This window comes from Candidatus Viridilinea mediisalina (assembly GCF_002532535.1).
GTDB lineage: Bacteria > Chloroflexota > Chloroflexia > Chloroflexales > Chloroflexaceae > Viridilinea > Viridilinea mediisalina.
On record NZ_NQWI01000054.1, the window covers coordinates 1 to 26,193 of the forward strand.

23 protein-coding genes and 3 tRNA genes are annotated in these 26,193 nt (G+C 58.7%); 15 read left to right on the forward strand and 11 right to left on the reverse strand.

Annotated features, from left to right (window positions below; all coding sequences use genetic code 11):
- The 5 genes from CJ255_RS12430 to accC all read right to left on the reverse strand — a co-directional run.
- Positions 1-98 (reverse strand): GTP-binding protein (locus CJ255_RS12430; protein WP_133117003.1); only part of this gene is annotated, 98 nt, incomplete at its 3' end.
- Positions 99-206: 108 nt separating this feature from the next.
- Positions 207-282 (reverse strand) — tRNA-Thr (locus CJ255_RS12435).
- 115 nt (positions 283-397) lie between these two features.
- Positions 398-483 (reverse strand) — tRNA-Tyr (locus tag CJ255_RS12440).
- Positions 484-492: 9 nt separating this feature from the next.
- Positions 493-568, reverse strand: a tRNA-Thr gene (locus CJ255_RS12445).
- 126 nt (positions 569-694) lie between these two features.
- Entirely contained in the window at positions 695-2,473 is a 1,779-nt protein-coding gene (gene accC, locus CJ255_RS12450; RefSeq protein WP_097644427.1) for an acetyl-CoA carboxylase biotin carboxylase subunit, read from the reverse strand.
- A gap of 253 nt (positions 2,474-2,726) precedes the next feature.
- Here accC and CJ255_RS12455 point away from each other — a divergent pair, with 253 nt between their 5' ends.
- From CJ255_RS12455 to CJ255_RS12470, 4 genes are all read left to right on the forward strand, one after another.
- Positions 2,727-3,476 carry a Maf family protein gene (locus tag CJ255_RS12455; RefSeq protein ID WP_245863364.1) on the forward strand — a complete coding sequence of 250 codons (750 nt, stop codon included), beginning with the start codon at positions 2,727-2,729 and terminating at the stop codon, positions 3,474-3,476.
- Positions 3,455-4,207: a response regulator gene (locus CJ255_RS12460; RefSeq protein WP_097644428.1), complete on the forward strand. Its 753-nt coding sequence runs from the start codon at positions 3,455-3,457 to the stop codon at positions 4,205-4,207. Before CJ255_RS12455 ends, CJ255_RS12460 begins: the two co-directional genes overlap by 22 nt.
- Before the next feature lie 201 nt (positions 4,208-4,408).
- On the forward strand, positions 4,409-5,779 hold the full coding sequence (locus CJ255_RS12465; protein ID WP_245863367.1) for a cellulase family glycosylhydrolase: 1,371 nt from the start codon (positions 4,409-4,411) through the stop codon (positions 5,777-5,779).
- Positions 5,780-5,875: 96 nt separating this feature from the next.
- Complete coding sequence (locus CJ255_RS12470) at positions 5,876-6,103, forward strand: radical SAM-modified peptide, FtsH ternary system-associated (protein ID WP_097644429.1); 228 nt, start codon at positions 5,876-5,878, stop codon at positions 6,101-6,103.
- Here CJ255_RS12470 and CJ255_RS12475 read toward each other — a convergent pair.
- From CJ255_RS12475 to carA, 5 genes are all read right to left on the reverse strand, one after another.
- Positions 6,072-7,181: a glycosyltransferase family 4 protein gene (locus CJ255_RS12475; protein WP_097644430.1), complete on the reverse strand. Its 1,110-nt coding sequence runs from the start codon at positions 7,179-7,181 to the stop codon at positions 6,072-6,074. The two genes, CJ255_RS12470 and CJ255_RS12475, sit on opposite strands and share 32 nt — an antisense overlap.
- A 171-nt stretch (positions 7,182-7,352) precedes the next feature.
- Positions 7,353-7,799, reverse strand: coding sequence for a peptide-methionine (R)-S-oxide reductase MsrB (gene msrB / locus CJ255_RS12480; RefSeq protein WP_097644431.1), 447 nt, complete (start codon positions 7,797-7,799; stop codon positions 7,353-7,355).
- 65 nt (positions 7,800-7,864) lie between these two features.
- A complete protein-coding gene (locus CJ255_RS12485; protein ID WP_097644432.1) occupies positions 7,865-8,875 on the reverse strand; it encodes a ParA family protein in 1,011 nt (336 codons plus the stop codon).
- A complete protein-coding gene (locus CJ255_RS12490; RefSeq protein ID WP_097644433.1) occupies positions 8,872-10,080 on the reverse strand; it encodes an RNA-binding domain-containing protein in 1,209 nt (402 codons plus the stop codon). The genes CJ255_RS12485 and CJ255_RS12490 overlap by 4 nt, the downstream gene beginning before the upstream one ends.
- Positions 10,081-10,173: 93 nt before the next feature.
- The gene (carA, locus tag CJ255_RS12495) at positions 10,174-11,295 is read right to left on the reverse strand and encodes a glutamine-hydrolyzing carbamoyl-phosphate synthase small subunit (protein WP_097644434.1); all 1,122 of its coding nucleotides are present in this window, start codon (positions 11,293-11,295) and stop codon (positions 10,174-10,176) included.
- Between the two features lie 248 nt (positions 11,296-11,543).
- On the opposite strand from carA, the gene CJ255_RS12500 reads away from it, so the two are divergent.
- The 11 genes from CJ255_RS12500 to CJ255_RS12550 all read left to right on the forward strand — a co-directional run bounded on the left by CJ255_RS12500 (position 11,544) and on the right by CJ255_RS12550 (position 25,244).
- Positions 11,544-11,933 (forward strand): hypothetical protein, encoded by a 390-nt coding sequence (locus CJ255_RS12500; protein WP_097644435.1) that lies wholly within the window; start codon positions 11,544-11,546, stop codon positions 11,931-11,933.
- Position 11,934: 1 nt separating this feature from the next.
- The gene (locus CJ255_RS12505; RefSeq protein ID WP_097644436.1) at positions 11,935-13,416 is read left to right on the forward strand and encodes a DUF8728 domain-containing protein; all 1,482 of its coding nucleotides are present in this window, start codon (positions 11,935-11,937) and stop codon (positions 13,414-13,416) included.
- 63 nt (positions 13,417-13,479) lie between these two features.
- A complete protein-coding gene (locus CJ255_RS12510) occupies positions 13,480-14,595 on the forward strand; it encodes a glycosyltransferase (protein ID WP_097644450.1) in 1,116 nt (371 codons plus the stop codon).
- An 84-nt stretch (positions 14,596-14,679) separates the two neighbouring features.
- Complete coding sequence (gene alaS / locus CJ255_RS12515) at positions 14,680-17,364, forward strand: alanine--tRNA ligase (RefSeq protein WP_097644437.1); 2,685 nt, start codon at positions 14,680-14,682, stop codon at positions 17,362-17,364.
- Between the two features lie 473 nt (positions 17,365-17,837).
- Positions 17,838-18,803, forward strand: a complete 966-nt coding sequence (locus CJ255_RS12520; protein WP_097644438.1) for a DUF4351 domain-containing protein — start codon at positions 17,838-17,840, stop codon at positions 18,801-18,803.
- Between the two features lie 195 nt (positions 18,804-18,998).
- On the forward strand, positions 18,999-20,861 hold the full coding sequence (locus tag CJ255_RS12525; RefSeq protein ID WP_097644439.1) for a hypothetical protein: 1,863 nt from the start codon (positions 18,999-19,001) through the stop codon (positions 20,859-20,861).
- Positions 20,862-20,863: 2 nt separating this feature from the next.
- Positions 20,864-21,316, forward strand: a complete 453-nt coding sequence (gene ruvX / locus CJ255_RS12530; protein ID WP_097644440.1) for a Holliday junction resolvase RuvX — start codon at positions 20,864-20,866, stop codon at positions 21,314-21,316.
- Positions 21,298-22,695: an ATP-binding protein gene (locus CJ255_RS12535; RefSeq protein ID WP_097644441.1), complete on the forward strand. Its 1,398-nt coding sequence runs from the start codon at positions 21,298-21,300 to the stop codon at positions 22,693-22,695. The genes ruvX and CJ255_RS12535 overlap by 19 nt, the downstream gene beginning before the upstream one ends.
- Before the next feature lie 168 nt (positions 22,696-22,863).
- Positions 22,864-23,574, forward strand: a complete 711-nt coding sequence (locus CJ255_RS12540) for an RNA methyltransferase (RefSeq protein ID WP_165774690.1) — start codon at positions 22,864-22,866, stop codon at positions 23,572-23,574.
- A gap of 273 nt (positions 23,575-23,847) precedes the next feature.
- Positions 23,848-24,816 carry a response regulator gene (locus CJ255_RS12545; protein ID WP_097644443.1) on the forward strand — a complete coding sequence of 323 codons (969 nt, stop codon included), beginning with the start codon at positions 23,848-23,850 and terminating at the stop codon, positions 24,814-24,816.
- Positions 24,817-24,878: 62 nt separating this feature from the next.
- Complete coding sequence (locus CJ255_RS12550; protein ID WP_097644444.1) at positions 24,879-25,244, forward strand: hypothetical protein; 366 nt, start codon at positions 24,879-24,881, stop codon at positions 25,242-25,244.
- Positions 25,245-25,305: 61 nt separating this feature from the next.
- On the opposite strand, the gene CJ255_RS12555 is transcribed toward CJ255_RS12550, so the two are convergent.
- Complete coding sequence (locus CJ255_RS12555; RefSeq protein WP_245863369.1) at positions 25,306-26,160, reverse strand: alpha/beta fold hydrolase; 855 nt, start codon at positions 26,158-26,160, stop codon at positions 25,306-25,308.
- Positions 26,161-26,193: the final 33 nt, after the last annotated feature.

The window sequence follows — 26,193 nt, forward strand, 5'->3', positions numbered from 1 at the left end:
GTAATCGCGGCGGTGAGCGTCGTCTTGCCGTGGTCTACGTGACCAATCGTACCGATGTTAACGTGCGGCTTGTTGCGCTCAAATTTCTGCTTCGCCATGAACTCCTCTGCTCCTTGAGCTCGTGAAAAATGCACCGCTCGTGCCAGTCTTTACCGGCACGAGCATCTTGACGGGGCAACCCTCTGTGCCACGTCTTTTGTCTGTTCTGGAGCCTACGACGGGACTTGAACCCGTGACCTCGTCTTTACCAAAGACGTGCTCTACCGACTGAGCTACGTAGGCGGGGGAGAGGCGTGAGACGGAGGATGCGTGAAGCTGGGCATGCGTGAAAACACAGACCATCATACGTTACAGACTTCCGCCTCTCGCTCCTCGCTTTACCCAAAGGTCATAATGGTGGTGGGCCGGGCAGGATTCGAACCTGCGAAGGCGTAAGCCAACAGATTTACAGTCTGCCCCGTTTGACCGCTCCGGAACCGACCCACAAACGCCTGGAGCCGACGCAGGGACTTGAACCCTGAACCTACGGTTTACAAAACCGTTGCTCTGCCAATTGAGCTACGCCGGCGTGCAAGATGAAGAGAGCTGTTTGAAAGCATCTTCAAATCACAGCCCGCGTATTCTACCACAAGGTCGGGCAATGTGCAAATGGGTTGAGGTTGTTTGGGGGAGAGCGAAGCTCTCCCCGAGGCACTCATTCTTTCCCAAACGTCGCCAAGACTGCCCCAGCCTCAACCGTCACTCCTTCTTCGGCCCGCACCTCAGCGATGAGGCCAGCGTGGGGCGCGGTGATCTCGTTCTCCATCTTCATCGCCTCAACGATGAAGAGAACCTGGCCCGCTTCTACCTGCTGGCCCGCTTGGGCGCGTACAGCGGTGACGCGGCCCTGGATGGGGCTGATGACGCCGTCAACTTTGGGCCCTAAGCTCGCCTTTTTGCCTTTGCTTAGGGGGCGTTTGCCGTTGCCGCCCTTTGCGGCTGGGGTGGCAAGCGCAAGCGCAGGGCCCGCGCCAAAGACCTTGACGCCAAAGCGGCGACTATTGACTTCAACGGTGAAGCTACGCGGATCGCTCACCTCTTCGCCCTCGCCCGGCTCGACCGGAGCGGGAGTGAAGCTGCGCGTCGTTTCGATCAATTCCGGGTGTTGAGCGATAAAATTGACACTCAGGTCACCAGCGGCAAAGACCGGATGGCCCAGGGCGGCACGATGGAAGGGGATCGTGGTGATTACGCCGCCAATCTCATAGTCGGCGAGGGCACGCAGGCCGCGCGCAATCGCATCAGGGCGCGTCTCGGCCCAGACGACGAGTTTCGCTAGGAGTGAATCGTAGAACTGGGGGATGCTGTAGTCGGGGCGCACACCGCTATCCACGCGCACACCGAGGCCCGTGGGTTCGCGGTAGGTAGTTACCGTGCCAAGGGCGGGGCGGAAGTTGTGCAGTGCGTCCTCGGCATTGATGCGGCACTCAATCGCGTGGCCACGCGGCACCAAATCGGCCTGATTGAGCCAGAGAACCTCGCCTTGAGCGACGCGCAGTTGAGCTTTGACCAGATCAACGCCATAGACCATCTCGGTGACGGTATGTTCAACCTGGATGCGCGTATTCATCTCTAGGAAGTAGTAGTTTCCATCCTGAAAGAGGAACTCCAGCGTCCCGGCCCCCACATAATCCACTGACTTAGCCAGACGCACCGCAGCGGCCCCCATCTCGGCGCGTAACTCGGCGCTCAGGGCGGGCGAGGGCGCTTCTTCGATCAGCTTCTGGTGGCGGCGCTGCACCGAGCAATCGCGTTCACCGAGGTGTACCACATTACCGTGGGTATCGGCCAAGATCTGAATCTCGATATGGCGCGGCGAGGGCAGATACTTTTCGACATAGAGCGCACCGTTGTTAAACGCCGTCTCGGCCTCACGGCGGGCACTCGCAAAGGCATCGGCAATCTCATCAGGGGAGCGCACAACGCGCAGACCGCGCCCACCGCCACCGCCGACGGCCTTAATGGCAATTGGATAGCCAAATTCTTCTGCGAGGCGGCGGATTTCGCCCAGATCCTCAAGCGCTTCGAGCGTACCGGGCACCACGGGAACCCCAGCGGCAGTTGCCTCACTGCGGGCAGCGGTCTTACCACCCATGCGCTCCATCGCCTCAGGTGGTGGGCCAACAAAGACCATACCAGCCTCAGCGACAGCGCGGGCAAAAGCAGCATTCTCGGCGAGGAAACCATACCCAGGATGCACCGCCCCCGCCCCCGCCTGCTGGGCGACCTCAATCAGACGCGGGATGTTCAGATAGCTCTCGGACGAAGGCCCTGGCCCCAACAGATAGGCCGCATCGGCATAGGCCACATGTGGCGCATCGCGGTCGGCTTCAGAATAGACCGCCACCGTGCGTAGACCCAACTCGCGGCAGGCATACATCACGCGTAGCGCAATCTCGCCGCGATTCGCAATCAACACCGTAGTAAACTTCATCGTAGTCATCCATTGACTTTATGGCTTGCAAACTCCGCCAATTTTAGCATACTCTGGGGCGTTACAAAGAGGGGGCATGCACCAGATCGGTAGGGTTACGTCAACGTCACCTCCGGTGGGAGTGCGGAGGCGGTGAAGCCGCCCCCGCAAATCTTTTGTTCGTATTTAAGGGGGCGCTTGCGCACTCCCTTTTGCCGTGCTATGATTCTTCCCTACTATAAGCGGTATCGGCTATGATGGAGCGCAAGCGCTTGTGGCTACTTCAGCAACAACTCCTTTGGCAACGCAGGTGGCGTGGACACGCAGGCTTGTGCTTGCTTCGGCTTCGCCGCGCCGCTATGAACTGCTCACGGCTCTTGGTGCTACCTTCACCGTGATTGCGACCGATGTGGAAGCTGAGTTGCGTGCTGCACCACCTGAGTTGATGGCTCAGTTGCCCCCCGTCACGCTGCCACCACTGGAGCATCCCACGCTCTTGGCGTGGCGCAAGGCCCAGGCCGCTTCCTTGCAGGCTCCTGGTGCGATTATCTTAGGGGCCGATACGGTGGTCGTGCTTGATGGCATGCTGCTCAACAAGCCAGGTGATGGCGCTACGGCCCAGGCAATGTTGCGCCAGCTCTCCGGGCGTAGCCATACGGTCTATACCGGCGTCTGCGTGCTTGAACCTGAGCATCCCCAACAACCTGCCACCCGTTCACGCCTTGCCCTCGTTGCCTCCGAAGTGGAGTTTGCCCCCGTGAGTGCCCAAGCTATCGCCGCCTATGTCGCCACCGGCGAACCACTCGATAAGGCTGGTGCCTATGGGGTGCAGGGCATGGGCGGGAAACTCGTACACAGCGTGCGCGGTAGCTACACCGCTGTGGTGGGCTTGCCCCTGGTGACCACGTATGAACTATTGTCCCAAGCCGGGGTTCAGGGCCTGACCGACCCCAGCGTGACCTATCAGCGCTGGCTGCAGAGCCAGGGAAAGGACCCCCTGCCATGTCCTCCAACGCTTCCATAAGGCTGTTGATTGTTGACGACCACCCGCTCTTCCGCCAAGGTGTGCGCTGGGCTCTCGCTGGCGAAGAGGATGTGACGATTGTGGGTGAGGCGGCGAGTGGTGAGATGGCCATGGAATGGTTGGAGAGCGCAGGTTCAACCTATGAACCCAATGTTATGCTGGTTGACCTTAATTTGCCTGGTATGAATGGGCTTGAGTTGACGCGCCAGGTTCGACGCCAATACCCGGCAATTGGCGTTGTGATGCTGAGTATGCACGAGAGCGATGAGCAAGCCTTCAATGCGCTGCGTGCTGGCGCGGCGGCCTATCGTTCAAAGGATGTCAAACCCCAGGCGTTGATGGAGATTCTCTGGCGCGTAGCGCGGGGCGAATATGTAATCAACGATGTTGTCCTCGAAGAACCCCGCGTCGCCAGCCGCGTGCTCTCGCAGTTTCGGATGCTGCCCGAAGCAACCCCCACCAACCCTGATGCGACCGATGTTCCCATCTTTACGCCTCTCAGCGATCGTGAAATTGAGGTCTTGGAGCGTATTGCGAGTGGCGGCAGCAACAAAGAGATCGCCGATTCACTCAAAATCAGCACCCAGACCGTCAAAAACCACATCTCCTCGATCCTACGAAAGCTCTCCCTGAACGACCGCACCCAAGCCGTCCTCTTTGCCCTGCGGCGCGGCTGGATCGAAACGCCCAGTGAGATTCGGCAGCAGAGCAGCGAAGAGCAAGAGGAGTAGCGTTCAGTTTTTTGTCTGGGGCGCGGGTGTGGGAGAACCCGGTTCTCCCACACCCGCGCCCCAGCGGAGCGTTTCACCCAAAACTCAGCTAGTGTTCATGGCGCTGTAATCCATTTCAGGCAACCATGATACCTAATGATACGTTGGTATAGGTAGCACTCCTACGTCGAGTAGGATAATCCTATCCCAAGTGAGGTTGCCATGAAACATATTCATTTTCAGCCCTCCCGCTGCTGGGTGTTGTTGCCCCTGTTGCTGATCTTGTTGATTCTGACTGGCTGTGCTGCCCAGGAGTCTATGGCGGTTTCGGCCCCAACGCTGGTGCCAACGGCCCAGGTGCTTGCGACCGCTGAGTCAGAAGGCCCCCTCAATCTTCATGTGCCGCCCGGTTTCTTTCCCGCTAGTGGGGTTGAGGTGGCTGCGCCGCTGCCCCCATTGGGGGAACTCGATCCGGCTGTAGCCCTCCCGCCCCCTCTGCCGCCCCTCCGCGATGGGCCGGGGGGCTTGCCCTATCCGCTGGCGCTCCCGCAACTCAATTTTGGAGTTGTGGGCCACCTTTACTATACCGACCGCGCTACGGCGCTGAGTCGCGCGCGTGAAGCGGGCTTTCGTTGGTTTCGGCAGCAGATCCATTGGCGTGACATCGAAGATGAGAGCGGTGCCTTCTTCTGGGGTGAGCTTGATGCGATTGTTGCGGATGTTCATGCCTCTGGTATGTTGCTGATGCTCAATATCACCCGCTCGCCCGCTTGGTATACCGCGAATGGTGCCGATGGGCTGCCGAGCGACCCAGCGACGCTGGCGCGCTTCAGTGGGGCACTGGCTGAACGCTACCGTGGGCGTGTCCATGCCATTCTGATCTGGAATGAGCAGAATCTTGCCTATGAAAATGGGGGGCGGATTGATCCTGAAGACCCCGGTCATTTTGTTGAGATTATGGCCGCGTGCTACCAGGCGATCAAAGCGGTTGACCCCAGTATTCTCGTGGTTGTTGGCGCTCCAGCCTCGACGGCGACCAACCATCCTGAGATTGCCATGGATAGCATCAGCTATCTACGGGCGATGTACACCTACCGCGATGGGATGTTGCGCGACTACTTTGACATCCAGGCGCTTCACCCTGGTGGTTCGGCCAACCCGCCTGAGACACTCTACCCCGATCAGCCGAGCAACGCCCAGGGCTGGACCGATCACCCTTCGTTCTATTTCCGCCATGTCGAGAACCAGCGGCGCGTCATGGAGGAGACCGGCATGGGCGCTCATCAGGTCTGGATTACCGAATTTGGTTGGGCCACGGCCAACAACACCCCCGGCTACGAGTTTGGGCACCAGATCAGCTTCGAGACCCAGCGTGATTACATTGTTGGCGCGATTTGGTATACTTTTGAACACTACCCTTGGGTGAGCAACATGTTCCTCTGGAACCTCAACTTCACCGTACTACAGCGCGAAGCCGGACGCGACCCCAGGCATGAACAGGGTTCCTTCAGCATCGTCAATGCCGATTGGTCGCCACGCCCAGCCTTCTGGGGAATCCAGCAGGCCATCGCGCAGGTGCGTGAGCGACAGTAGCAACACCAATTACCCTTGAACATGCCGCATCATCAAGAACACGAAAGCCCATTGGGACGCCATGTTTGGCAATCTGCAATCTGCAATGGTACCCCTATGACAAAAACCCCTACCACTCGTTTTGTCCCCCATCTGCCCGACCTGATGCAACGCGATGACTATTGCCAGGATGGCCAGGTACCTGGTGAGCGCACCGTCAAGTTTCGCATTAGCATCACACCCGCAGGCGTCAGCATCCTCGCCGATACGCAGTATCCAATCGAATTAGAAGAACTGCTTGCCCGCTTGGGGGCTAAAGAGATCGAACAGATGCTTTGTGGTTGACTGTTCGTGTAGCCCGCAGGAAGCGTTGCGCCACTACCGGCCAATCGTACTGCATGACATGGTGTTGTCCTGCGGCACCCAGTTCACGGCGGCGTGCTGGGTTGCACAGCAGGGCCGCGAGGCTGGACGCAAGGGCCACGCTGTCGCCAGGCGGCACAAGTTCGCCTACAAGTCCGTGGGGAACGACTTCTGGCACTGCGGCTGCTGTAGTTGCCACAATCGGCAGCCCGGCTGCCATTGCTTCAAGGAAGACAATCCCGAAGCCTTCTTGCACACTTGGCAGGCAGAAGATGCTGGCACGGCGATACCAAGCTGCAACGGCGGCATTATTGGGCAACGCCCCGGTGAGTGTGACGACGCTGTTGAGTTGCAGGTGTGCCACACGTTGGCGTAGGTGTTGATGCTCTGGGCCATCGCCCACGATGACGAGGCGTGCATGGGGGAGCCTGGGGTGCAAAAGCGCAAAGGCATGGATGAGGTCACTGATATGCTTGCGTGGATATTGACGCGCCACGCAGAGGATGATCTGGCTGTCATGGGTTGGTGCGGGGCTTTGCTGGAGTAACTGCTGCCATGCTGGGAGATCAATCCCTTCAGGCACAAGCGCTACCTTATGGGCCGCTACGCCGTAGTGCTGCTGGAGCATGTGCTGACAGTAGGTGCTTGTAGTGATGACGCGCGCAGCATTACGCGCATTGTGCCGCTCTAATTGCGCCAAAGCCCAAAGCTGGTAGCGCACTAGCCCTCGTTCATGGCGCAACTCTTCCGCAATGACGCCTTTGATACTGCAAACATAGGGATCCGCTAGGGGCCGTCCGCTCAACAAAAAGCCATCAAGGTCGAAACCAACGACAAGATCGTAGGGCAGACGCCGCAGCAGGGCTGGTACATAGAGATTAAAGAGCAGGCGGCGCACGGTGAGCGTCTGTGGCCATGGCTTGAACGGAGCTAGGCGGGTCACCTTGTGACCCGCACGCTGCAACGATTGTCCCAAGCCACCAATTGCGGCGGCAGTGCCACTCCCTTCGGCAACCTGTTGTAACCAAGAATCGAGAAACGCAATGCGGAGTGCGGTCATCGTGTTGCTCTACTACTGTTTTCGCTGGTTTCTTAGGGGCTGTCTAAAAAGTCTATGGGTTGGCGTTGGAGTGCCGGCTTTAGCCGGCTAAAGCCGGCACTCCAGTGTGTGCCCTCCAGCTTTTCAGACAGCTTCTTAGCTTTCCTGTACCCTTACAGCTCATGAGCCGACTCACGTTGCAAAGAGTTGGGCATACTCACCATAGCCCTCTTCAACCAGACGGGCGGCGGGGATGAAGCGCAGGGCCGCCGAATTCATGCAGTAGCGCAAACCAGTGGGCGCAGGGCCATCGTCGAAGACATGGCCCAAGTGGGAGTCGCCTTGGCGCGAACGTACCTCGGTGCGTACCATCCAGAGCGAGGCATCGCTGCGGGTGACGATATTCTCGGGCTTCAGCGGGCGGGTAAAACTGGGCCAGCCCGTCCCCGAATCGAACTTATCGAGCGAACTAAAGAGCACCTCGCCCGACACGACATCCACATAGATCCCAGGCTCCTTGTTGTCCCAGTAGGCATTCTGGAAGGGCGGCTCCGTGCCGTCACACTGGGTCACCTTGTACTGCTGGGGGGTAAGCTGCGCACGCAGCTCGTCGTCGGCGGGTTTATCGAAATTGGTCATGGGTTGGTTAGCTCCTTTAGATAGGTTTTTTGACGCAAAGGCGCAAGGTTTCAGGCATAGGCATTTCAAACATTGGGCGCGCAGGTGTCACGTTTCAGCAGGTTGTCCTTACCTGCTGCAATCCGTTGTGCCAACCCGCGAAAATCGCGGTAGCAGGCATGGACGGCGAGGCCGTGGTTGCCTAGAGCGCCATCGGCTGGTTTGAGGAGGAACATTGGCTTGCGCGCTTCTTTGGCAATGTCCATCAGGCTGCGGTAGGGTTTGAGTAGCGCGAGGCAGAGGGGATCATCCGCGACGTCGGCGCTCGTTGCTGGTGCCGCCTCGGGGCAGAGTGCAGCACGATAGGCAGCGGGGAGCGCTGCCAGCCAACGATCAGCAGCGTGCAACGGTCGGTCAAGGCGCACGGCGTGGTGCATGACGACGTAGCCAAGAGGCCGCAGCGGTGTTGCGGGCAGCAGTGCGGGCGTATGCGCGGCAGACCATTGCTGCCAGACTGGCCGCCAATGTTGCAAGGTCGCCCCCAGGTAGGGCAGGGCTTGCGACGCAGCGAGATTGGGGGCCAGCGGGAGGACCAAGGCTTCAGCGACACTCAAGAGCGCTCGGTTGAGGATGCCGGTGTTGGAAGCTACATCGAGCAGGATGATCTGCGCATCATGCTGGGCAGCCGCGTCGTGCAGGAGTTGCCGTAGCGCCAATGCCAGCCGTAGCGCATCATCTTCCACCGTGGGCGGTTGTGTTGCTGCACTAGCCAATTGGCCCTCAACGCCCGCCCAAGCCAGATCGCCAACCAAGAGAGCGAGATGCTCAGTGATGGGATGCATGGCTGGCTCGGAAAGCGGGGCGCGCTGCTGGAAGACTGGCTCAATCGCCCCCCATGTTGTCTGGTGGCGCGCGGTTGTCAACCAGATCGCTTCCAGATCGTCTGAGTCAAGCAGCATGCTGCTAAGCTGCGCTTGGGGATCAAGGTCTACTGCCAGCACACGCACCCCCAATTCAGCATACATCCATGCCAAATGGTAGAGGAGCGTTGTGCTGCCAATGCGGCCATAATGCGAAAAGAGCGCGATAGTCTTCATGGCGCGATCCGTAGCGTCACTTCAACGAAACTTGGTTCCACCCGAAACTCAAGTGGCGGATTGCCATTTTTACGCAAAGCTTGTTGGGCCAGCAAGATTCCAGCCCCAAAACGTTGCACATAGCCAAGAATGCGTAACGCCTCAGCTAGATTTGGATTGCGATAGTCGGTAATCCCAGGTTGACCAAAGTTTTCCGGCGTTACCACCCCATACGTACCGCCAGGGCTGTTGATGGCAATCCGATCATTAAACCAGTAGATGCGTACCGGGGCATGACTAAGCTCATAGGTGCGATGCAGCACGGCATTGCGAATGAGTTGTTGCAGCGCCACCAGCGGATAGCTCTGGCTGCGTTGCTCGCGTGGCGCACTGGTAAAATCAACCAAGGTGCGATTATGGGCCATGCATTTCTCATCGGCCAAACGCAAGAGTTGGTCAACGGTACCATCAACCAACTCTTCATCGAGGATAGGATCAGCCAAGGTGGTGCCATCAATACGCAGAAACTGAAGGTAGGCACCGGGAACAAAATCACGAACCCGGTGGGACAAAACAAGCATACCCAACACTGTCGGCGTAGGATCGTCAGTTGCAACAATCATCTTGGTCGCAGCCAGGCGTTGTTCAACACTGCGATCATTGGCCTCTAGAATATCAGGGGCAACCGCCGCCGGCAGGTACATCTCCGCAAAGCGTCGTTGATCAAGGTCGTTCAGGCGGGCGGCGGATAAGGGCTGCACATCGAATGGACGATCACGGTAGCGCCGTCGCTCATTGAGGATGCGCTCGTCTTGGGCCGATGCGATGCCACGACGTGGCCCAATACGCACCCAGATACGCCCACGGTAGCGCACAGGTGGCGAGTCGGCTGGCTCCACAGTAATAACCGCTACATCAGTTCCTGCAAAAGCATGCTTACGAACCGTCATGGTCGGTGGGGGCACAATATTGCCATCACTCTTGATATCGGCAAGTTGGCGCAACAGTTCATCGGTAATCGGCAATTGAACTGGCGTACCATTATCACGCACACCGATAAAGATCACCCCGGCCCGCTGATGGCCCGGCAGATCATTGGCGAAGGCACAGACCGCCTCACGCACCGCAGTCGGCGCTTCGCCCCGAAACGACTCTTTGCGCTCAACATGATCCGACTCGAGGTCGGTCATCATGGTGGCAAGTTGCTCATCGGTGTAAGGTGGCATTTGGCTACCTAGGTAGGGCATGTGCATGCGGGAACCAAGTTTCTGCGCACACCCGCCAGCAGGGGCGCGGGAACCTGGTTCTCGCAGAATCGCCTAGCGGCGCGCCTCCATCAATTGCACAAACTCGGCAAAGAGATAGTTGGCATCGTGGGGGCCGGGGCCAGCTTCGGGATGGTATTGGACACTGAAGCAGCCCAGTTCCTCGTTGCGTAAGCCCTCGACCGTCTGGTCGTTGAGGTTGATATGGGTAATCTCGGTGCCTGCGGGCAGGCTGTCGGGGTCAACCGCGAAGCCATGGTTCTGTGAGGTGATCTCGACCTTGCCGCTGGCCAAGTGGCGCACGGGATGGTTGGCCCCGTGGTGACCGAAGGGCAGTTTGTAGGTACGCCCGCCCAGGGCGAGGCCCATGAGCTGGTTGCCCAAACAGATGCCAAAGACTGGCTTTTGGCCCAAGAGCAAGAAGAGATTCTCGAAGGCATAGACCGTCGCCGCCGGATCGCCTGGCCCATTGGAATAGAAGATGCCATCGGGCTTGAGCGCCAGCGCCTCGTTGGCAGGGGTCGTGCCAGGGACAACCGTAACGCGGCAGCCATGGTCAACCAGGCGGCGCAAAATCGTGCGCTTCAGCCCAAAGTCATAGGCGACCACATGGAAGCGTGCTTCAGCGGGTGCGGGTGGGGTGGCCGGAGGCGTAAAGGGCGCCGAGTTGTGCGTCCAACTGTAGGGTTGCTCACAGCTCACCACGCGGGTGAGATCGAGCCCCTGCATGACGGGGGCCTGGCGCACCTTCGCAAGCAGTTCTTCACGGCTCGTGCCATTGGTGCCAATAATGCCGCGCATCGCCCCAGCGGTACGGATGTGGCGCGTCAGGGCACGCGTATCCACATCGGTCATCGCCACAATCCCATGGTCGCGCAGCAACTGAGCCAGACTGCCACGTGCGCGCCATGAGCTATAATCTTCGCTGTAGGCCCGCACAATCAGTCCCGCCACCTGCGGCTTGAACGACTCCGGATCAAAATCATTCACGCCAGTATTGCCGATATGGGGCGCAGTCATCGTCACCAACTGCCCACAGTAGGAAGGATCGGTTAAAATCTCTTGGTAGCCGGTCATGCCAGTGTGGAAGACCACCTCACCAAGCGTTTCACCAACTGCACCAAACGAACGTCCCGGGAAGACCCGGCCATCTTCAAGCACAAGAAGGGCATCCATAGGTAGCTTATGCCGTTTCAGGTTGTAGGGGAAGGATACAGGAGTTAGGAAATAGGAAATAGGGGTGATGCATCAGGATGGCTTGGATTCACCCAAACTGTAGAGTAGTCTGAAACCATTCCTAGCGTGTTGATCATGGGATCGCTGCGGCATTGTAGCATGGTTTGGAAGCCAAGGGATGGGTGGAAGCTTCGCCGCCCGCCAACGCGCAACAGCACGAGGGAAGAGAGTTCCACGAAAGTAATACCATGACCAACCCCTTAGACCGCTGGCTCACGCGCAGCCTCTACCTGAGCGTTGGCTTCAATGCTATGGGCACGCTCGCCATGACGCTGCCGCAGGTCTTCTACCCAATCCTCGGCATACCCGTGCCAGAGCATCCCGTCTACCAGGCCGTCGCGGTACTGACGATTGCGTTGTTTGGGCTTGGCTACCTGCTCCAGGCACGCGCTGAGCAGCGTGATCGCACCTTTCTGCTCATTGCTGCGCTTGGCAAAATCGGATTCTTTGCTATCTTTCTCGTCAGTTGGCTCGTCGGCTCTGTGCCGTGGACGGCACCCTTGGTGACCTCTGGTGATCTCATCTTTGCGCTGCTGTTTATCGCGTGGTTGTGGGCAACGCGCACTGTGAAGGAATAGCATGCTTAAACATCTACGTAATTGGGGGTTGCTACCGATTTTAGGTCTCTTTCTGCTCCACGCCTGGCTCTATGCTGATTTCTTCATTGATGATGCCTTTATCTCGCTGCGCTATGTGCAACAGTGGCTGGCGGGTAATGGCTTGGTCTACAATATTGGTGAGTATGTTGAAGGCTATTCCAATTTCTTGTGGGTTGTGCTTGTGGCCCTGTTGGGTTTTTTCGAGGTAGACCTTATTCTTGCCACGCGCATATGGGGTATCTCGCTTAGTATTCTGACTATGATCTTGGTCTATATTGCCGTGCGCGGGTTGCCCTTCCCCCTCTTCGCGCCACTGCTGCTTGCGCTCTCGCCATCGTTTGCAATGTGGGCGATGGGGGGCTTAGAGAATCCCCTCTTCATGCTGCTGCTGCTGGTTGGGAGCCTGCTCTTTTATCGTGAAGAGACGCAGAAGCCCGGCTGGAGTTCGAGCATCTGCTGGGGCTTGCTCGCCCTCACCCGCCCCGACGGTCTGCTCTTTGGAGCCATCGCCTTCTGCTATCGTGTAGGAACCCTCTACCGCAACGGTCAATGGCCGCAACGCCACGACTACCTGCGCGGGCTGGTCTTAGCGGGTATTGTGCTGCCTCATCTGCTCTGGCGCTTCAGCTACTATGGCTACTGGTTGCCCAATACGATCTATGCCAAATCGATGGGACTGAACCTGCGTACACTGCTTGAAGGCGGCTTATACCTCTATACAAGCAGCGAAATCCTGGGTGGCCTCTTCGTGATCGTCCTGCTGCTCCTCTTGGCCCTCACGGCCAAGCAGCGCCACGGTTATACGCTCTATTTCACACTCAACGTGGGTGCCTACGCCGCCTTTATCATGCTGGCGGGTGGTGATTGGATGCCAGCCCAGCGCTTCTTGGCGAGCATCCTCCCCCTCTTGGCCATTCTGCTCCAACTTGGTGCCGTAGAGCTTGTCACTCTGCTGCGTACACGTCTGCCCCAACCAATCGCATGGTCGCCAATCCTCTTGCATCTGCTCTACATTGCAGCGATGGCGCTCACGATGCGCTTTATTGAGCCCGGGATCCCAATAAATCACCGCCTTTCGCTTCCTTATGCATGGGTTCTGTATTTAGAAGATGCTGTTGAAATTACGGATACCATAGCGGTTTTTGATGCGGGTTTGGTGAGTTATGCTATGCCGCTTACCGTGCGGATCGTTGACATGGTTGGTTTGGCGGATGGCCATATTGCCCACCGTCCTCCCCAGTTTCCTGGTGGCCTATGGGGGCGGGGCGATGCCTGGGGGCGCTGGGATGTTGACTATGTGCTTGCCCAGAATCCCCGCTTTATTCAGACAAGCCTACAAGGGATGGATGCCCAAGGCATGTGGCGTACCGGTTTTACGGGTACCACCCAACTGGTAAATGATCCGCGCTTTCAGGCACACTATACGATGACGGAACTGAATGGTCTGTTTGAGCGTAAGTAGTTAAGGGTGGGGCGGCTTGGCGGGGCTGAACCCCGCCAAACCGCCCCACAGACGAAGTTACCCATGCATATTCTCCACATCTACAAAGACTACCCGCCCGTTGTGGGCGGGATCGAGGGCCATTTGGGCCTCTTGGCCGAAGGATTGGTGGCACGCGGCCATCAGGTGACGGTGTTGGTGAGTGGTCAGGGGTGGCGCACGCGGCGCACGACGCAGGCGGGGGTGCAGGTGGTGGCGGCGGGGCGTGTGGCGACGCTGGCTTCGACGCCGCTCAGCCCGGCGCTGCCGTTGCTGGTGGCCCAACTGCGCCCCGATCTGATCCATCTGCACCATCCCTACCCGCCCGGCGATGCGGTCGCGCTGCTGGCCGGCGGGCGAACGCCGCTGGTGGTGACCTACCATAGCGATATTGTGCGCCAAGAGCGTTTGGGAAGACTGGTTGCCCCACTAGTGCGCCGCACCTTGCAGCATGCAAAGCGGATTATTGCCACTAGTCCAGCCTATATCCGCTCTTCGCCCTTTTTGGCGCCGGTCGCTTCGCGCTGTCGGGTGGTACCCTTTGGTCTGCCTCCCTCATTCTTTACTCCCGCCGATCCTGCGCGGGTTGCGGCGCTTAAGGCGCGTTGGCCCGGCCCGCGTACGCTCTTTGTGGGACGCTTGCGCTACTACAAGGGGGCCGACCGGCTGGTGCGGGCGATGGCTCACGTGCCTGGCCATGCGCTCTTGGTGGGGGGCGATGCGACTGTGCGGGCGCAAGATTTGGCTGTCCTGGCCGCGCAGTGCGGTGTGGCCGAGCGTGTGCATCTGTTGGGTACCCAGCCCGATACTGAACTCGCCGCCTTCTATCAGGCTGCCGATGTCTTTGTGCTGCCCTCGGTGGAGCGCAGCGAGGCTTTTGGGATTGTGCAGATCGAGGCGCAAGCCGCTGGGTTGCCGATTGTCTGCACGGAGCTAGGTACGGGCACGAGCTACATTACGCAGCACGGGCGTACCGGCATCGTCGTGCCCCCCGATGATGTGCCCGCGTTGGCGCGGGCGCTGCGCGTCCTCTTGGCCAACCCGCAGTTGGCGCAAGCCATGGGTGCGGCAGGGCGCACCCGCGCCCACCAGGAGTTTAGCCTTGAACGGATGCTCAATCGCGTTGAGGCGGTCTATGCGGAAGCTTTGGGGGATGGTTGACGCAGCCCAAGCCATTGGGCTACAATAACCTACCAAATCCTTCTGCGGGGCTGTGGTGGCTCCGCTATTGCCCCATGATTGCCAATGCAGAAGCTGCGTGTTGCTGAAATCCGTGAGCGCTTTCTGGCCTATTTTGAGCGCAACGGTCATACTCGTGTCGCTAGTTCGTCGTTGGTTGTTGCCAATGATCCGACGCTGCTCTTTACCAATTCGGGGATGGTGCAGTTTAAGGATGTCTTCCTCGGTGCTGAACAGCGCCCCTATCTGCGGGCCGCCACGGCCCAGAAGTGTCTGCGCGTCTCTGGTAAGCATAATGATCTTGAGGAGGTTGGCCCTTCGCCGCGTCACCATACCTTCTTTGAGATGTTGGGCAATTTCTCTTTCGGGGACTATTTTAAGGCCGAGGCGATCCGCTTTTCGTGGGAGTTGTTGACCCAAGAGTTCCAGTTGCCCGTTGAACGCCTCTGGTTTACGGTCTTTGAGGGTGATGCTGAGGTTCCCGCTGATGATGAAGCGGCTCAACTCTGGATCAATCAAGGGGCCGATCCCAGCCGTGTGCTGCGTTTTGGACGTAAGGATAATTTCTGGATCATGGGCGATACCGGCCCCTGTGGCCCCTGCTCGGAGATTACGGTCTATTTGGGCGATGATCTGAGTAAGATGCGCCCTGAGGGGGTCAATTCTGATGATCCCGACTATGTGGAGATTTGGAATAACGTCTTTATGCAGTATGACCGCGCTACTATGCAGCCTTTGCCCCGCCCTTCGGTAGATACCGGCATGGGCCTTGAACGGATGGCGATGGTGCTGCAAGGGGTGCGCTCTAACTATGAGACCGATGCGTTTGTGACGATTATTGAGCGGGTGATGGCGGAGTTGGGGAGCGATGCGGCTCACTACCGCGCCCATTTTGCCAACTATCGGGCAATTGCCGACCACGCCCGTGCTGTGGCGTTCCTGATTGCCGATGGTGTGCTGCCGGGCAATGCGGGGCGCTCCTATGTGCTGCGCCGCATCCTGCGCCGTGCGGCCTACCAGGGGCGCGGGATTGGCTTTGAAGCGCCCTTTTTGGCTAAGATCATTGCGACCGTGATTGACGATATGGCCCCCGCCTACCCGGAGTTGGTGGCGCGCCGTGAGTTTATTCTGGAATCTGCCGATGCTGAAGAACGCCAGTTTCTGCGGACGCTGACGGGTGGGATTGCGCGGCTCAAGAGTGTCGTAGACCAGGTGCAGGCCGAAGGCGGGAGCCTCGTCGCTGGTCAGGATGCTTTTGTGCTCAAGGATACCTTTGGTTTTCCGCTCGATCTGACCCAGAAGATTGCCGCCGAGCAGGGGTTGCAGGTGGATGAAGCGGGCTATGACCAGGCGATGCAGGCGCAGCGCGAGCGTTCGCGGGCGGCGGCTAAGTTTACCCGTGGTGATGATGCTGAACTCTGGAGCGACCGGGGGTTGCCGGCAACGCGCTTCATTGGCTATGATACCCTCGTGACTGAAGCCACTGTCCTGGCACTGGTTGCTGCGGGCGATGTGGTGGCCCAGGCCCACACAGGTGCCCATGTGCAGGTTGTGCTCGACCAGACGCCCTTCTATGCGGAGAGTGGCGGCCAGGTGGGTGATACGGGCAAGTTGATCTTCGATGCGGGCATGGTGGAGGTGAGCGACACGCTGCGCCCTGTGCCCGGCCTGATTGTTCACTATGGCACCCTGAGTGCAGGCAGCCTCAGCGTGGGGCAAACGCTGCGCGCCGAGGTGGATGCGGCACGGCGCACAGCGATTATGCGGAACCACACCGCCACCCACCTGCTCCATCGGGCGCTGCGCGATGTTGTGGGTGAACACGCGGCCCAAGCGGGTTCGCTCGTAGCCCCAGAACGGCTACGCTTCGATTTTACCCATAACAAAGCCCTCGATGCGGCCACGCTGCGTACCATCGAAGCCCGCCTCAACACATGGGTACGCGCCGACGGGCAGGTCAGTTGGGCCGAAATGAGCTACCAGGCCGCCTTGGACAGCGGCGCGATTGCGCTCTTCGGCGAAAAGTACAGTGATCTCGTGCGGGTCGTAACGATTGAGCGCGGCGCTGAAACCGCGAGCGCAAGCTTTGCCTCACGCGACTCACGCGAGCTCTGCGGCGGCACCCATGTCACCAGCACGGGGCAGATTGGCTACGTGCGCCTCTTGGCCGAGAGTAGCATCGGCAGTGGCATCCGCCGCATCGAGGCGCTCACCGGCCATAAGGCCGAAGCGTGGGCCGAACAGCAAGCCCAAGCCTTGCGCGAACTTGCGAACCGCCTGGGGGTCGCGCCAAACTTGGTTGTCGAACGGGTCGAGCAGCTCTTGGGCGAAGCCAAACAGCGCCAGCAGGAACTGAACACGCTACGCGGACGCTTGGCCCGTTCGTCGCTTGAACAACTGCTCGAGCAAGTCCAGCACGAGCATGGGGTGCCGCTCTTGGCCGCCCAGGTTGAAGCGGAGGACGTAGCTCGTCTGCGCGAAATGGGCGACTTCCTGCGCGACCGCCTCGGCTCCGGTGTGATCGTCTTGGGCACCGTGATCCAAGCCAAGCCGCTGCTCTTGGTGATGGTAACGCCCGATCTGGTTACGCAGGGCTACCATGCGGGCAAGCTCGTGAAGGCGCTTGCCGCCATGGTGGGCGGTGGGGGTGGCGGACGGCCCGACATGGCCCAGGCGGGCGGCAAAGACCCAGCGCAACTCGGGGCAGCCCTCGCGCAGGCCGGGGCACTCGTGGCCGCGCAGGGGGCGTGAGGTGCAGCGTATTTCACCACAGAGGCACAGAGGACACAGAGTTATAGTTTACGGTAATGCCTGTACTTCTAAGGGAAGCAGAAATTTTCAAGTATCCCAGCAGCCTGTCATGCTGAATAGTCCATGAGCGGCCATCGTAGTGCCGACTTTAGTCGGCTTCCCATCGCTTCCAGAAGACCTCAGCCGACTAATGGTCTTCCAGTAAATAATCCGCTAACCAGACCTCGCAGATCTGGCATATCTATCAGGTCTAGTCCGTGCCGCGACACCGGATTAATTTCTGGAAGACCATAAGTCGGCACTACCTACGGTCTCTCAGGATGACAAAACAATGGGGCAATGAACAAAATCCGCTTCCCTAACACCTTAACGCCTCGCAATCAGCCCAAAACCGTAACTTTTTGGCTGCTCGTGCGGTAGATCTAGTAGACCCCTATGGTTTCTGGATACCCGACTACCCACGAGGCATACCAATGGAATCCCTTCCTTCCGATTTTGATGGTGCATGGAAATACGCCATGCACCACTTCTTTCCGCCCTTTACCCAACTCTTCTTTCCTCTTGTCTACGCCGCGATTGATTGGAGCAAACCCTTTCATTTTCTCACAACGGCACTTGAGCAGATTGACCCTGATCGTTCGCAGGGAAAACAACATACTGACACGCTTGTGCAGGTCATACGGCGTGATGGCAAACAATCTTTGGTCTTTGTTCATATCGAGATACAATCGCAGTATGATACGGAATTTCCTGAGCGCATGTTCCGTTATCATGCTCGGCTCTTCGACCGCCAACGGCAGCCAGTCGTCAGTTTAGCGGTGCTAGGCGATGAGCGAGCATCTTGGCATCCCGATCACTTTGGCTATAATCTCTGGGAATGTGAGCTTACCCTCAAATTTCCTACAGTAAAATTGATCAAGCTCGACCGCAGCATGCTAGAGGCGAGCAACAATCCCGTTGCAGCGCTAACCCTGATCCATTGCGATGCACTCGAGACGCGAGGACAACCAGCGCAACGAATGGAGCGCAAAATCGCTCGCTTTCGCTCATGTTTGCGTAAGGGCTATAGCATAGACGACTTTCGTAAACTCATCCGCTTACTGGATCAACTGCTGCGTCTCGATCCGAACACGAATAGACAGGTGCGTGCTACAATACGTCAGATTGAACAGGAGGAGCAAGGTATGGATACCTTTGTAACCAGCTTTGAACAACTAGCCCGCGAAGAGGGCCGTGCCGAAGGCCGCGAAGAGGGCCGTGCCGAGATTTTGCAAGAAGTTGTCTTGCGTCTCCTCAAGCGCCGTTGTGGATCGCTCCCCGCTACCTTGCAGCACCAAGTAATCCAGCTTGATTCAGCGCAACTCTTAGCTTTGAGTGAGGCTGTGCTTGAGTTAAACTCGTTGGATGATCTGCATGGTTGGTTGGCGCAACAGGAATAATACCATTTACGATTGTAGATTGTAGATTGCAGATTGTAGATTGCAGATTGCCGAACATGGCGTCCCAATGGGCTTTTGCGTTCTTGATAATGCGGCATGTTCAAGGGTAATTGGTATAATTCTAAATTTCGGATCTGAGGAATTGCAACTTTTTTCATTGCGTATGGCCTATTATAAATGTAAGGCAACTAACCTATGTTCCGCGATCAACCCGAAGCGCCCCTGCTGATTGTCACGCCGACGGATCGGGCTGAGGCGATCTTGGCACGGGCGCGGCGTAGTGGTTCGTTCCGTGTGCAGATCTTGGTACCCGATGGGGTGGACGTTCTGCATGATGCCAGCGAAGTGGCCCATTTGGCTGAAGGCGCTTCCCACGCTGGACTTGAGTTGCTTTTGATTACCCGCGATGCGCCTACGTTGGCTCTGGCACGTCAGTTTGGGATTACGACCCTGGCTGTCACTGATGCTGTGCGCCCCGCTGCGCCCCCAACGCCTGCTGCGGTATCTGCAACTGACCAAGATTTTCTAGCCGCACTCGATGATCTTGATGTGGCCCCCCGTTCGACGCCAGCCGAAGATCTGGCGGCGGCTGAGGCGAGTTTGGCGGCGGCGTTGCGTGCCGGTCGTGCGCCGGTGCGCCAGGCGCCAAACGATGATGAACTGCTGGCTGCAAGTTTGCACCATGAGCCAGAACATTCGTCTCGCCGGGCTGCACAACCAGAGGTGGTTGCGGCCCCGCCAAGGCAGCGTTCACCCCGTGAGCGTTCGGTCGCCTCTGAGTTGGGCTCGCGCCGTACCCCTGCGGCCCTGCGGCCAAAGACAAGCATCTGGTTGACCTCGTCGCTTGCTATTACGCTCGTGGGTCTCTTGGCTATCATTGCGATTGTGCTGCTCTGGGGCAGCCGCGTAACGGTGGTGGTGACGCCGCCAGTGCCCCCAGAGACGATTGATCTGATTACGGCGCTGCCGCTGCCTCTCGCCGCCCCTGGCAGTACCAGTACGACTGCTGTTGCCGCTGCGCCGCTGCGCGATGAGGTGACCTATAGTGTCGAGGGAGAGGTGCTTGAGGGTACGATGGCACCTTCTGGCAGTGCCGGCGGCACTGTGACGATCTTGAACTCTAGTCAGCAGCCGATCTTCCTGCCTGCGGGCAGTGAATTTGTGGCCCTGCGCGGCGATGGGCGCGATGTGCCTTTCTTGAGTCTTGCTGATGTCCAGGTACCTGCGGCTACCACGAGCGATACGGGGGCACAGGTGATTACGAGTCGCGGGCAGGCGAGTGTCGCAGTGCAGGCCCGTTCGCCTGGGAGTGGCTCCAATGTGGGTGAGAATAGTGTGCGCCGGATTACGCCCCCCGGTGGTGCGGCCTTCAGTGTGGGCACAGGCGGCCTGCTTGTCCAACACGGCCCCTTAACTGGTGGTAGCGAAGCGGAAGTGCGGATTGTGAATGCAGACGAGGTTGAGGCGTTGCTCGCGACTGCCCTTGAGGGTATGGATAGCTTGGCCCGCCAACGGCTCGATGAGTTTGCCCTGGCCCAAGATTTGGCGCTTGATCCGAGTACGATTACACCGCGTCGCAGCGATCTGGAACAGATGCTTGGCTTTGAGTATCAGGTGCAACCGCCCATTGGCGAAAACATTGATCCCTCTGATCCCTCCTTTAGCCTGATTATCCGTGCTGAGTATAGCGCCCTCGCCACCCAACGTGATCGTCCGCTGGAGCGCCAATTGGGCATGGCGATCACCGAGCAGTTACGCCAAGCCGGACGGATCGCGCCGGGCGATTGCCGTGCCCCTGTGGCTACTGAGTGGCGCTGGGACGGTGAGAGCCTGTTGGTCAATGGCCAGATCGCTCCCGATACGCAGAGCCCCGGCTGCCGTGCGCGCCTAGATGATGGCGTTGTGGCTCAAGTGCTGACCGCTGTGCTTGGTCAAGACCGCAGGGCGGCCCAAGCGAACCTTGATGCGATGGTTGATGCTGGCTTGATTGGCAGCTATACCTTACCCGATGTTGAGCGTATGCCAAGTTGGGAATGGCAGATTGAGGTGGCACGGTGAACATGCAAGAGCAGCGCTCGCTTGGTTTGGATGTGGGCGAACGGCGTATTGGTGTCGCGCTGAGTGATCCCTCGGGCCGTTTGGCGAGTGCCTTAACGACGCTGCAAGCCCGTCCTCAAGCAGAAGCCCTGACTCGCATCGAACGCCTTGTCGCTGAACATGGGGTCTACGAAGTTGTTGTTGGTCTGCCCCTAACCCTGCGGGGCGAGGTTGGCCCCCAGGCTGAAGTGGTTCAGCGTTTCGCAGAAGCGCTCGGCGAACGCCTTACTTTGCCCATTCACCTCTTCGATGAGCGCCTCACCACCTCCGCTGCCGAGCAACTGCTGCGTGATCTCGGCGTCAAACCAGAGAAACGCCGCCAACAGGTGGATCAGGTGGCAGCAGCCATTATTTTGCAGGATTTTTTGGATCAGCGTCAACGTCAGGGCGAAGACCTATGGAAGCATCCGCACTAGCACTGCTCATTGCTGCCGGTGAAGGCCCCCAGGTCGCTTTTGCCCGCAGCAAGGCGCGGCGCGACGAGATCGCCGAGAGCTTGGTGGCCTTTGCCAACGGTCATGGCGGCAGCCTGATCCTTGGCTTGGCGGGCCGTACACGGGCCAAAGTTGAGGGCGTCGCCGATCTAGCTGCGGCCCGCGATCTCCTGATTGATGCAGCATTGGTCTGTACGCCCCCGTTGGTGCTGCCGCTACCGCACGAGGTCACCCTCAACGGCGTGGTACTCTTGGTACTCCACGTCCCCGCTGGTCTCTCGCAGGTCTATGCGCTACACGGCAAATATTTGCGCCGCGAAGGGGCCAGCAACCAACCCCTCGCCCCCGATGCGCTACGCCGCTTGCTGCTCGAACGGGGCGAGGTGAGTTGGGAGCGCAGCGTACCTGCTGGGGTCAGTTTGGCTGAACTGGATCAGGCAAAAATTGCAGCCTACGCCCAGCGGGTTGGCCCCGCCGCCGCAGAAGAGCCTATGGCGCTGCTCTATGCGCGTGGCTGCCTCACGCGGGCCGCAGCGCCAACGGGCGCGGCGCTGCCCACCAATGCCGGAATGTTGCTCTTTGCCCGCCAGATCGAAGCCCGCTACCCTCAGGCTGAAGTCACCCTGGTGCGCTACCGCGGGCGCGACATGGCCGACATCTTTGAGCGCGAGGATGTGCGCGCCACCCTGCCTGAAGCGGTGCGCCGCGCCGAACGCTGGCTCGCTGAACATATGCGTAAGGGCAGCCGCATGGATGGCCTTGAACGCCAAGATTGGACCCAGTTTCCCCCAGGGGCTGTGCGCGAGGCATTGGTCAATGCGGTGGCTCACCGCGACTATAGTGTGCGGGGTGAGGGCATCCGCGTGGCGCTCTTTAGCGACCGGCTAGAGGTCTATTCGCCAGGGCGCTTGCCGGGCCATGTTACGCTGCAAAATATCGTTGAAGAACGCTACTCGCGCAACGAGAGCCTCGTGCAAGTCTTGGCCGATTATGGCATGATCGAGCGGCTTGGCTACGGGATTGATCGTATGCTGCGCCAGATGGAGGCCGCCGGTCTGCCTCCGCCTGAATTTCGGGAAACCGCCGCCGGCTTCCTCGTTACTCTCACCGGCCAACCCGTGGATGACTTAACCCCCGCAGGGTTGGATACCCGCGAATGGGTGCGTATGGGCCTGAACGAGCGCCAGATCGCCGCAATGGTGCAACTCGCCCGTGAGCATCGCATCACCAACCGCGACCTGCAAGAACGCTACCCTGACGTGAGTGCCGAGAGCGTCCGCCGCGATTTGGCCGATCTGGTCGAACGCGGCCTGTTACTCAAAGTAGGTGATAAACGTGCGACCTATTATATTTTGAAGTAAGACATGTTTTCATGGTGCTTTACATGTTAGATGCTATCTGAAAATTCTATGAACTGGTGTTGGAGTGCCGGCTTTAGCCGGCTAAAGCCGGCACTCCAACCCCTACACCGGGCGATTTTTGCGCTATTGCCTATTTTCTATCTCCTCGTTTCTGTATCCTCCCCTAACATGCAAACCCTACTCCTAATCCTGCACCGGCCCCAAGATGCACGCAACATCGGTGCAGCAATGCGCGCCATGAAGAATATGGGGCTATGCCACTTGCGCCTGGTCGCACCGGTGGCCTATGCAGTGGAAGAGTTGCTGCGGATTGCTCATCGCAGCGAAGATATTATAGAGACCTTGGAGATCTTTGAAGATTTGCCCAGTGCCCTCGCCGATGTACACTATGTGGTGGGCACAAGCGAACGCATGCATCCCGAACGCCCGATGTGCAACGATGTACGTGCATTGGCACCTGAGTTGCTGGTACGAGCCCAAACGAGCCGCGTTGCCCTGCTCTTTGGCCCCGAAGATCACGGCCTCGACCGGGCCGCGCTTGACCATTGCCATGTGGTATTGCGCCTGCCAAGTACACTTGACTACCCCTCGCTCAATCTGGCCCAAGCGGTACTGCTGCTGCTCTACGAACTGCGTATGGCGGCAGAGCAGCCATTGCCCCCACTGCCAGCCCATACGCCCGCGCCCGGCGCTGACCACGAAGTCTTGATCCAACTCCTTCGTGCTACCATGAGCGCGAGTGGTTTCGTCAAGGCGGGCGACGGCAGCACCAACCTGCGACGCCTACGCGGACTCTTCACCCGCGCCCAACCCAACGCCAGCGAAATAGCCCTGCTCAATGCGCTGCTGCGCCAAATTCTGAGCGCCTTGCGGCGCTAAGGTGATGGGTTTCGCCTTAACTTTAGGGTTACCACCCTAAAACCTGCTATTTGGAGCTTCGCCCCAAACTCTATGTTTCTTCCGTTTTGGCGGCTGTGCCGCCAAAACGGAAGAAACAGGTTCTGCGGGGGCGGCTTCGCCGCCCCCGCACCCCCGCCGGAGGGCTTATTCAATACGCATCTGTTATGTCCCTGTGCAGGCATAGCGCGAGTGCGGTATAATATCGGGACTTCCCATGAACTGCCATGGCTGTAGATCAAACGCGGAGGTTCTATGACACCATCCTCAGCCGCGCATCGAGCCGAGGCAGACCGCCCTGCGATCCTGATTGTAGATGATGACGCCAAGGTGACCCAATCGTTGGCTCGGAGTCTACGCTCCCAGTTTACGGTCTTTACCGCCAATTCTGCTGAAGATGCACTTGAGATTATTGCCCGCGAGCGGATTGCGGTGATTCTGACCGATCAGCGGATGCCGCAAATTACTGGCGTGGAGTTGCTTGAACGGGCACGCGCCATCCGCCCTGATGCATGTGGCATTCTGATCTCGGGCTATACCGATGTAACGACGCTGGTTGATGCGCTCAATCTGGGCAATGTGCGCGGCTTCCTGCCCAAACCATGGGATATTCATCAACTGCGGCGTAAAGTAGACCAAGCGTTGCAGGATTACCAGATTGGCTTTTTGGAGCGCGAGTTGCTCCGCAATACCGCCGAAGCGGTCAACCGCACCCAAGCCCACATGGAGGAACTACGCCAAGCCCTCGATGAGGTGGCGCCTGGCCAAGGTGCGGCCCTCTTTGCCAAGTGGGAGCGCACCGATAACGAGTCGTCGAGTGCATTTACCGGCACCTTTGATCACCCCTTTTACGATGGGCCGCGTTCAGCCTCGCCGCTACGCCAGTACGACCCAGAGGCCTTTGCGGAGTTGGTGGCGGCCTATGCCGACCTGATCAACCATGCGGCTGAACATCGTTTCTATGAAGGTGCCTCGCGTGTCCCCGATAAGCTGCGTGAAATGAGTGAACGCTTAGGCACGCTCTGGGCCAGCCCGCGCGACGCCGTGGAGATGCACACTGCCGCACTCAAACACTGCATCACTGATGTCTCGGTCGCCCGCCAATCGGTCTGCGTTGAAGAAGCGCGTCTCTTGTTGCCCGAACTGATGGGTAACTTGATCGTCTTCTACCGCAGTTGGCTGGCAGCCGTCTTGGCGGGGCAGCGTCCGCCTTCTGCACCTTAGGAGTAGGAAATAGTGCAGTAGGAACGCTATTTCCTTACTGCTATTTTCTAGTTTCTATCCTCATGGAACGTATTGCACTTCTCCACAGTCGTTTGCCCATCACTACGACGGGTTTATTGATTGTTCTCTTACTCTGGGGCGTCATCGAGGTCGCACGCGGGCGAGCGGGCCCAAGCTTTATGGCCATGCTCTGGGTAGCTCAACTGCTGATCATGGCGCAATTCGTGATCGGGGTATTGCTGCTCGTGGGCAACATCCGACGCTTCGATTTGGCGCTGCACATCTTCTATGCCCTCGTAACCGTGAGCTTTTTGCCTGCGGCACTTACCTACTTCCGTGAACGGGAGGGGCGGCGGGCTGTTCTGCATCTGCTCGGTTGCTGTTTGGTGCTTTTGATCTTGGTGTTGCGCTCGGTGGCAACAATATAGGCTTATGCCACACCGCAGTGTGGGAGGATGCGAGGGAACCAGGTTCCCTCGCATCATCCCGCTACAGCGAAGCGATCCAATTACGGCAGATTTCGCTAAAATCGGTGGGGCATTCATCCTGCACCAGCATAGCGGCGTGGTCAATGACCTCAAGGTGGGCGCGTGGATTGGCGGCTAGGAAGGCGTCGGCGCTGCGTAGTGGGGTGGTGCGGGCGTAGCGCCCCCAGATGATCATGGTCGGTTGGGTGATGCGGGGGAAGACGGTGCGAATGTCGCAGTTGAGTTGGCGCGTGAGGAAGCAGATCGGCGCATAGTGCGCACCTGGGCGACGACAGGCTTGGTAAAATGCCTCTTGGGTGAGGTAGGTCACGCTGGCAGGATTGTGGTAGGCATCGGAGCGTAGGAAGTAGCCGATGCTGCCCATGGTGGTCAGCCGTTCAAAGAGTTTCGCGCCAGCATTGCCGCGCAGGGCGTTGTAGAAGCCATTGGCAATCGCGCCGGGCGGCTCGGTGAGCTTGCCCATGCCGACGGGGCAGGCTAGAATGAGTGCGCTGACGAGTTCAGGCTTGCGTACGCTGGCCGCTACGGCGTAGGCAGCGCCGAGTGAACTGGCGATGATTACCGTTGGTTGCCCAATGGTCTCAAGGGCCAACTCAATCTGGCTAATGTAATCTTCCGCCCAGTACCGCCGGTCTGGACGATCACTATTGCCATAGCCAAGCAGATCAATGGCATGAATGGCAAACCCTTCACCAAGATGATCAAAGGGGCCACGCATCTCGAAGGCTGAAGCGGCAGCGTTAATGCTGTGGATGAGCAGTACCGGGCGGCCTGTGCCAGCCTGGTAGTGGGCAATACGGTGACCGCGCCAAGTCAGGAAATTGGGCGTAACAGGAAGTAAGGGCAAGAGGTTCACGGAAGCATACTTTCTGAATAAGCTAGACACTCT

Bases quoted from the DNA above. Each gene is read 5' to 3' on its own strand.
- CJ255_RS12485 (WP_097644432.1), bottom strand. From the start codon at position 8,875: ATGAAGACTATCGCGCTCTTTTCGCATTATGGCCGCATTGGCAGCACA.
- CJ255_RS12475 (WP_097644430.1), bottom strand. From the start codon at position 7,181: ATGACCGCACTCCGCATTGCGTTTCTCGATTCTTGGTTACAACAGGTT.
- CJ255_RS12535 (WP_097644441.1), top strand. From the start codon at position 21,298: ATGGAAGCATCCGCACTAGCACTGCTCATTGCTGCCGGTGAAGGCCCC.
- CJ255_RS12540 (WP_165774690.1), top strand. From the start codon at position 22,864: ATGCAAACCCTACTCCTAATCCTGCACCGGCCCCAAGATGCACGCAAC.
- CJ255_RS12545 (WP_097644443.1), top strand. From the start codon at position 23,848: ATGACACCATCCTCAGCCGCGCATCGAGCCGAGGCAGACCGCCCTGCG.
- CJ255_RS12520 (WP_097644438.1), top strand. From the start codon at position 17,838: ATGGAATCCCTTCCTTCCGATTTTGATGGTGCATGGAAATACGCCATG.
- alaS (WP_097644437.1), top strand. From the start codon at position 14,680: ATGCAGAAGCTGCGTGTTGCTGAAATCCGTGAGCGCTTTCTGGCCTAT.
- msrB (WP_097644431.1), bottom strand. From the start codon at position 7,799: ATGACCAATTTCGATAAACCCGCCGACGACGAGCTGCGTGCGCAGCTT.
- CJ255_RS12460 (WP_097644428.1), top strand. From the start codon at position 3,455: ATGTCCTCCAACGCTTCCATAAGGCTGTTGATTGTTGACGACCACCCG.
- CJ255_RS12550 (WP_097644444.1), top strand. From the start codon at position 24,879: ATGGAACGTATTGCACTTCTCCACAGTCGTTTGCCCATCACTACGACG.
- accC (WP_097644427.1), bottom strand. From the start codon at position 2,473: ATGAAGTTTACTACGGTGTTGATTGCGAATCGCGGCGAGATTGCGCTA.
- CJ255_RS12505 (WP_097644436.1), top strand. From the start codon at position 11,935: ATGCTTAAACATCTACGTAATTGGGGGTTGCTACCGATTTTAGGTCTC.
- carA (WP_097644434.1), bottom strand. From the start codon at position 11,295: ATGGATGCCCTTCTTGTGCTTGAAGATGGCCGGGTCTTCCCGGGACGT.
- CJ255_RS12500 (WP_097644435.1), top strand. From the start codon at position 11,544: ATGACCAACCCCTTAGACCGCTGGCTCACGCGCAGCCTCTACCTGAGC.
- CJ255_RS12465 (WP_245863367.1), top strand. From the start codon at position 4,409: ATGAAACATATTCATTTTCAGCCCTCCCGCTGCTGGGTGTTGTTGCCC.
- CJ255_RS12525 (WP_097644439.1), top strand. From the start codon at position 18,999: ATGTTCCGCGATCAACCCGAAGCGCCCCTGCTGATTGTCACGCCGACG.
- CJ255_RS12490 (WP_097644433.1), bottom strand. From the start codon at position 10,080: ATGCCACCTTACACCGATGAGCAACTTGCCACCATGATGACCGACCTC.
- CJ255_RS12510 (WP_097644450.1), top strand. From the start codon at position 13,480: ATGCATATTCTCCACATCTACAAAGACTACCCGCCCGTTGTGGGCGGG.
- CJ255_RS12470 (WP_097644429.1), top strand. From the start codon at position 5,876: ATGACAAAAACCCCTACCACTCGTTTTGTCCCCCATCTGCCCGACCTG.
- ruvX (WP_097644440.1), top strand. From the start codon at position 20,864: ATGCAAGAGCAGCGCTCGCTTGGTTTGGATGTGGGCGAACGGCGTATT.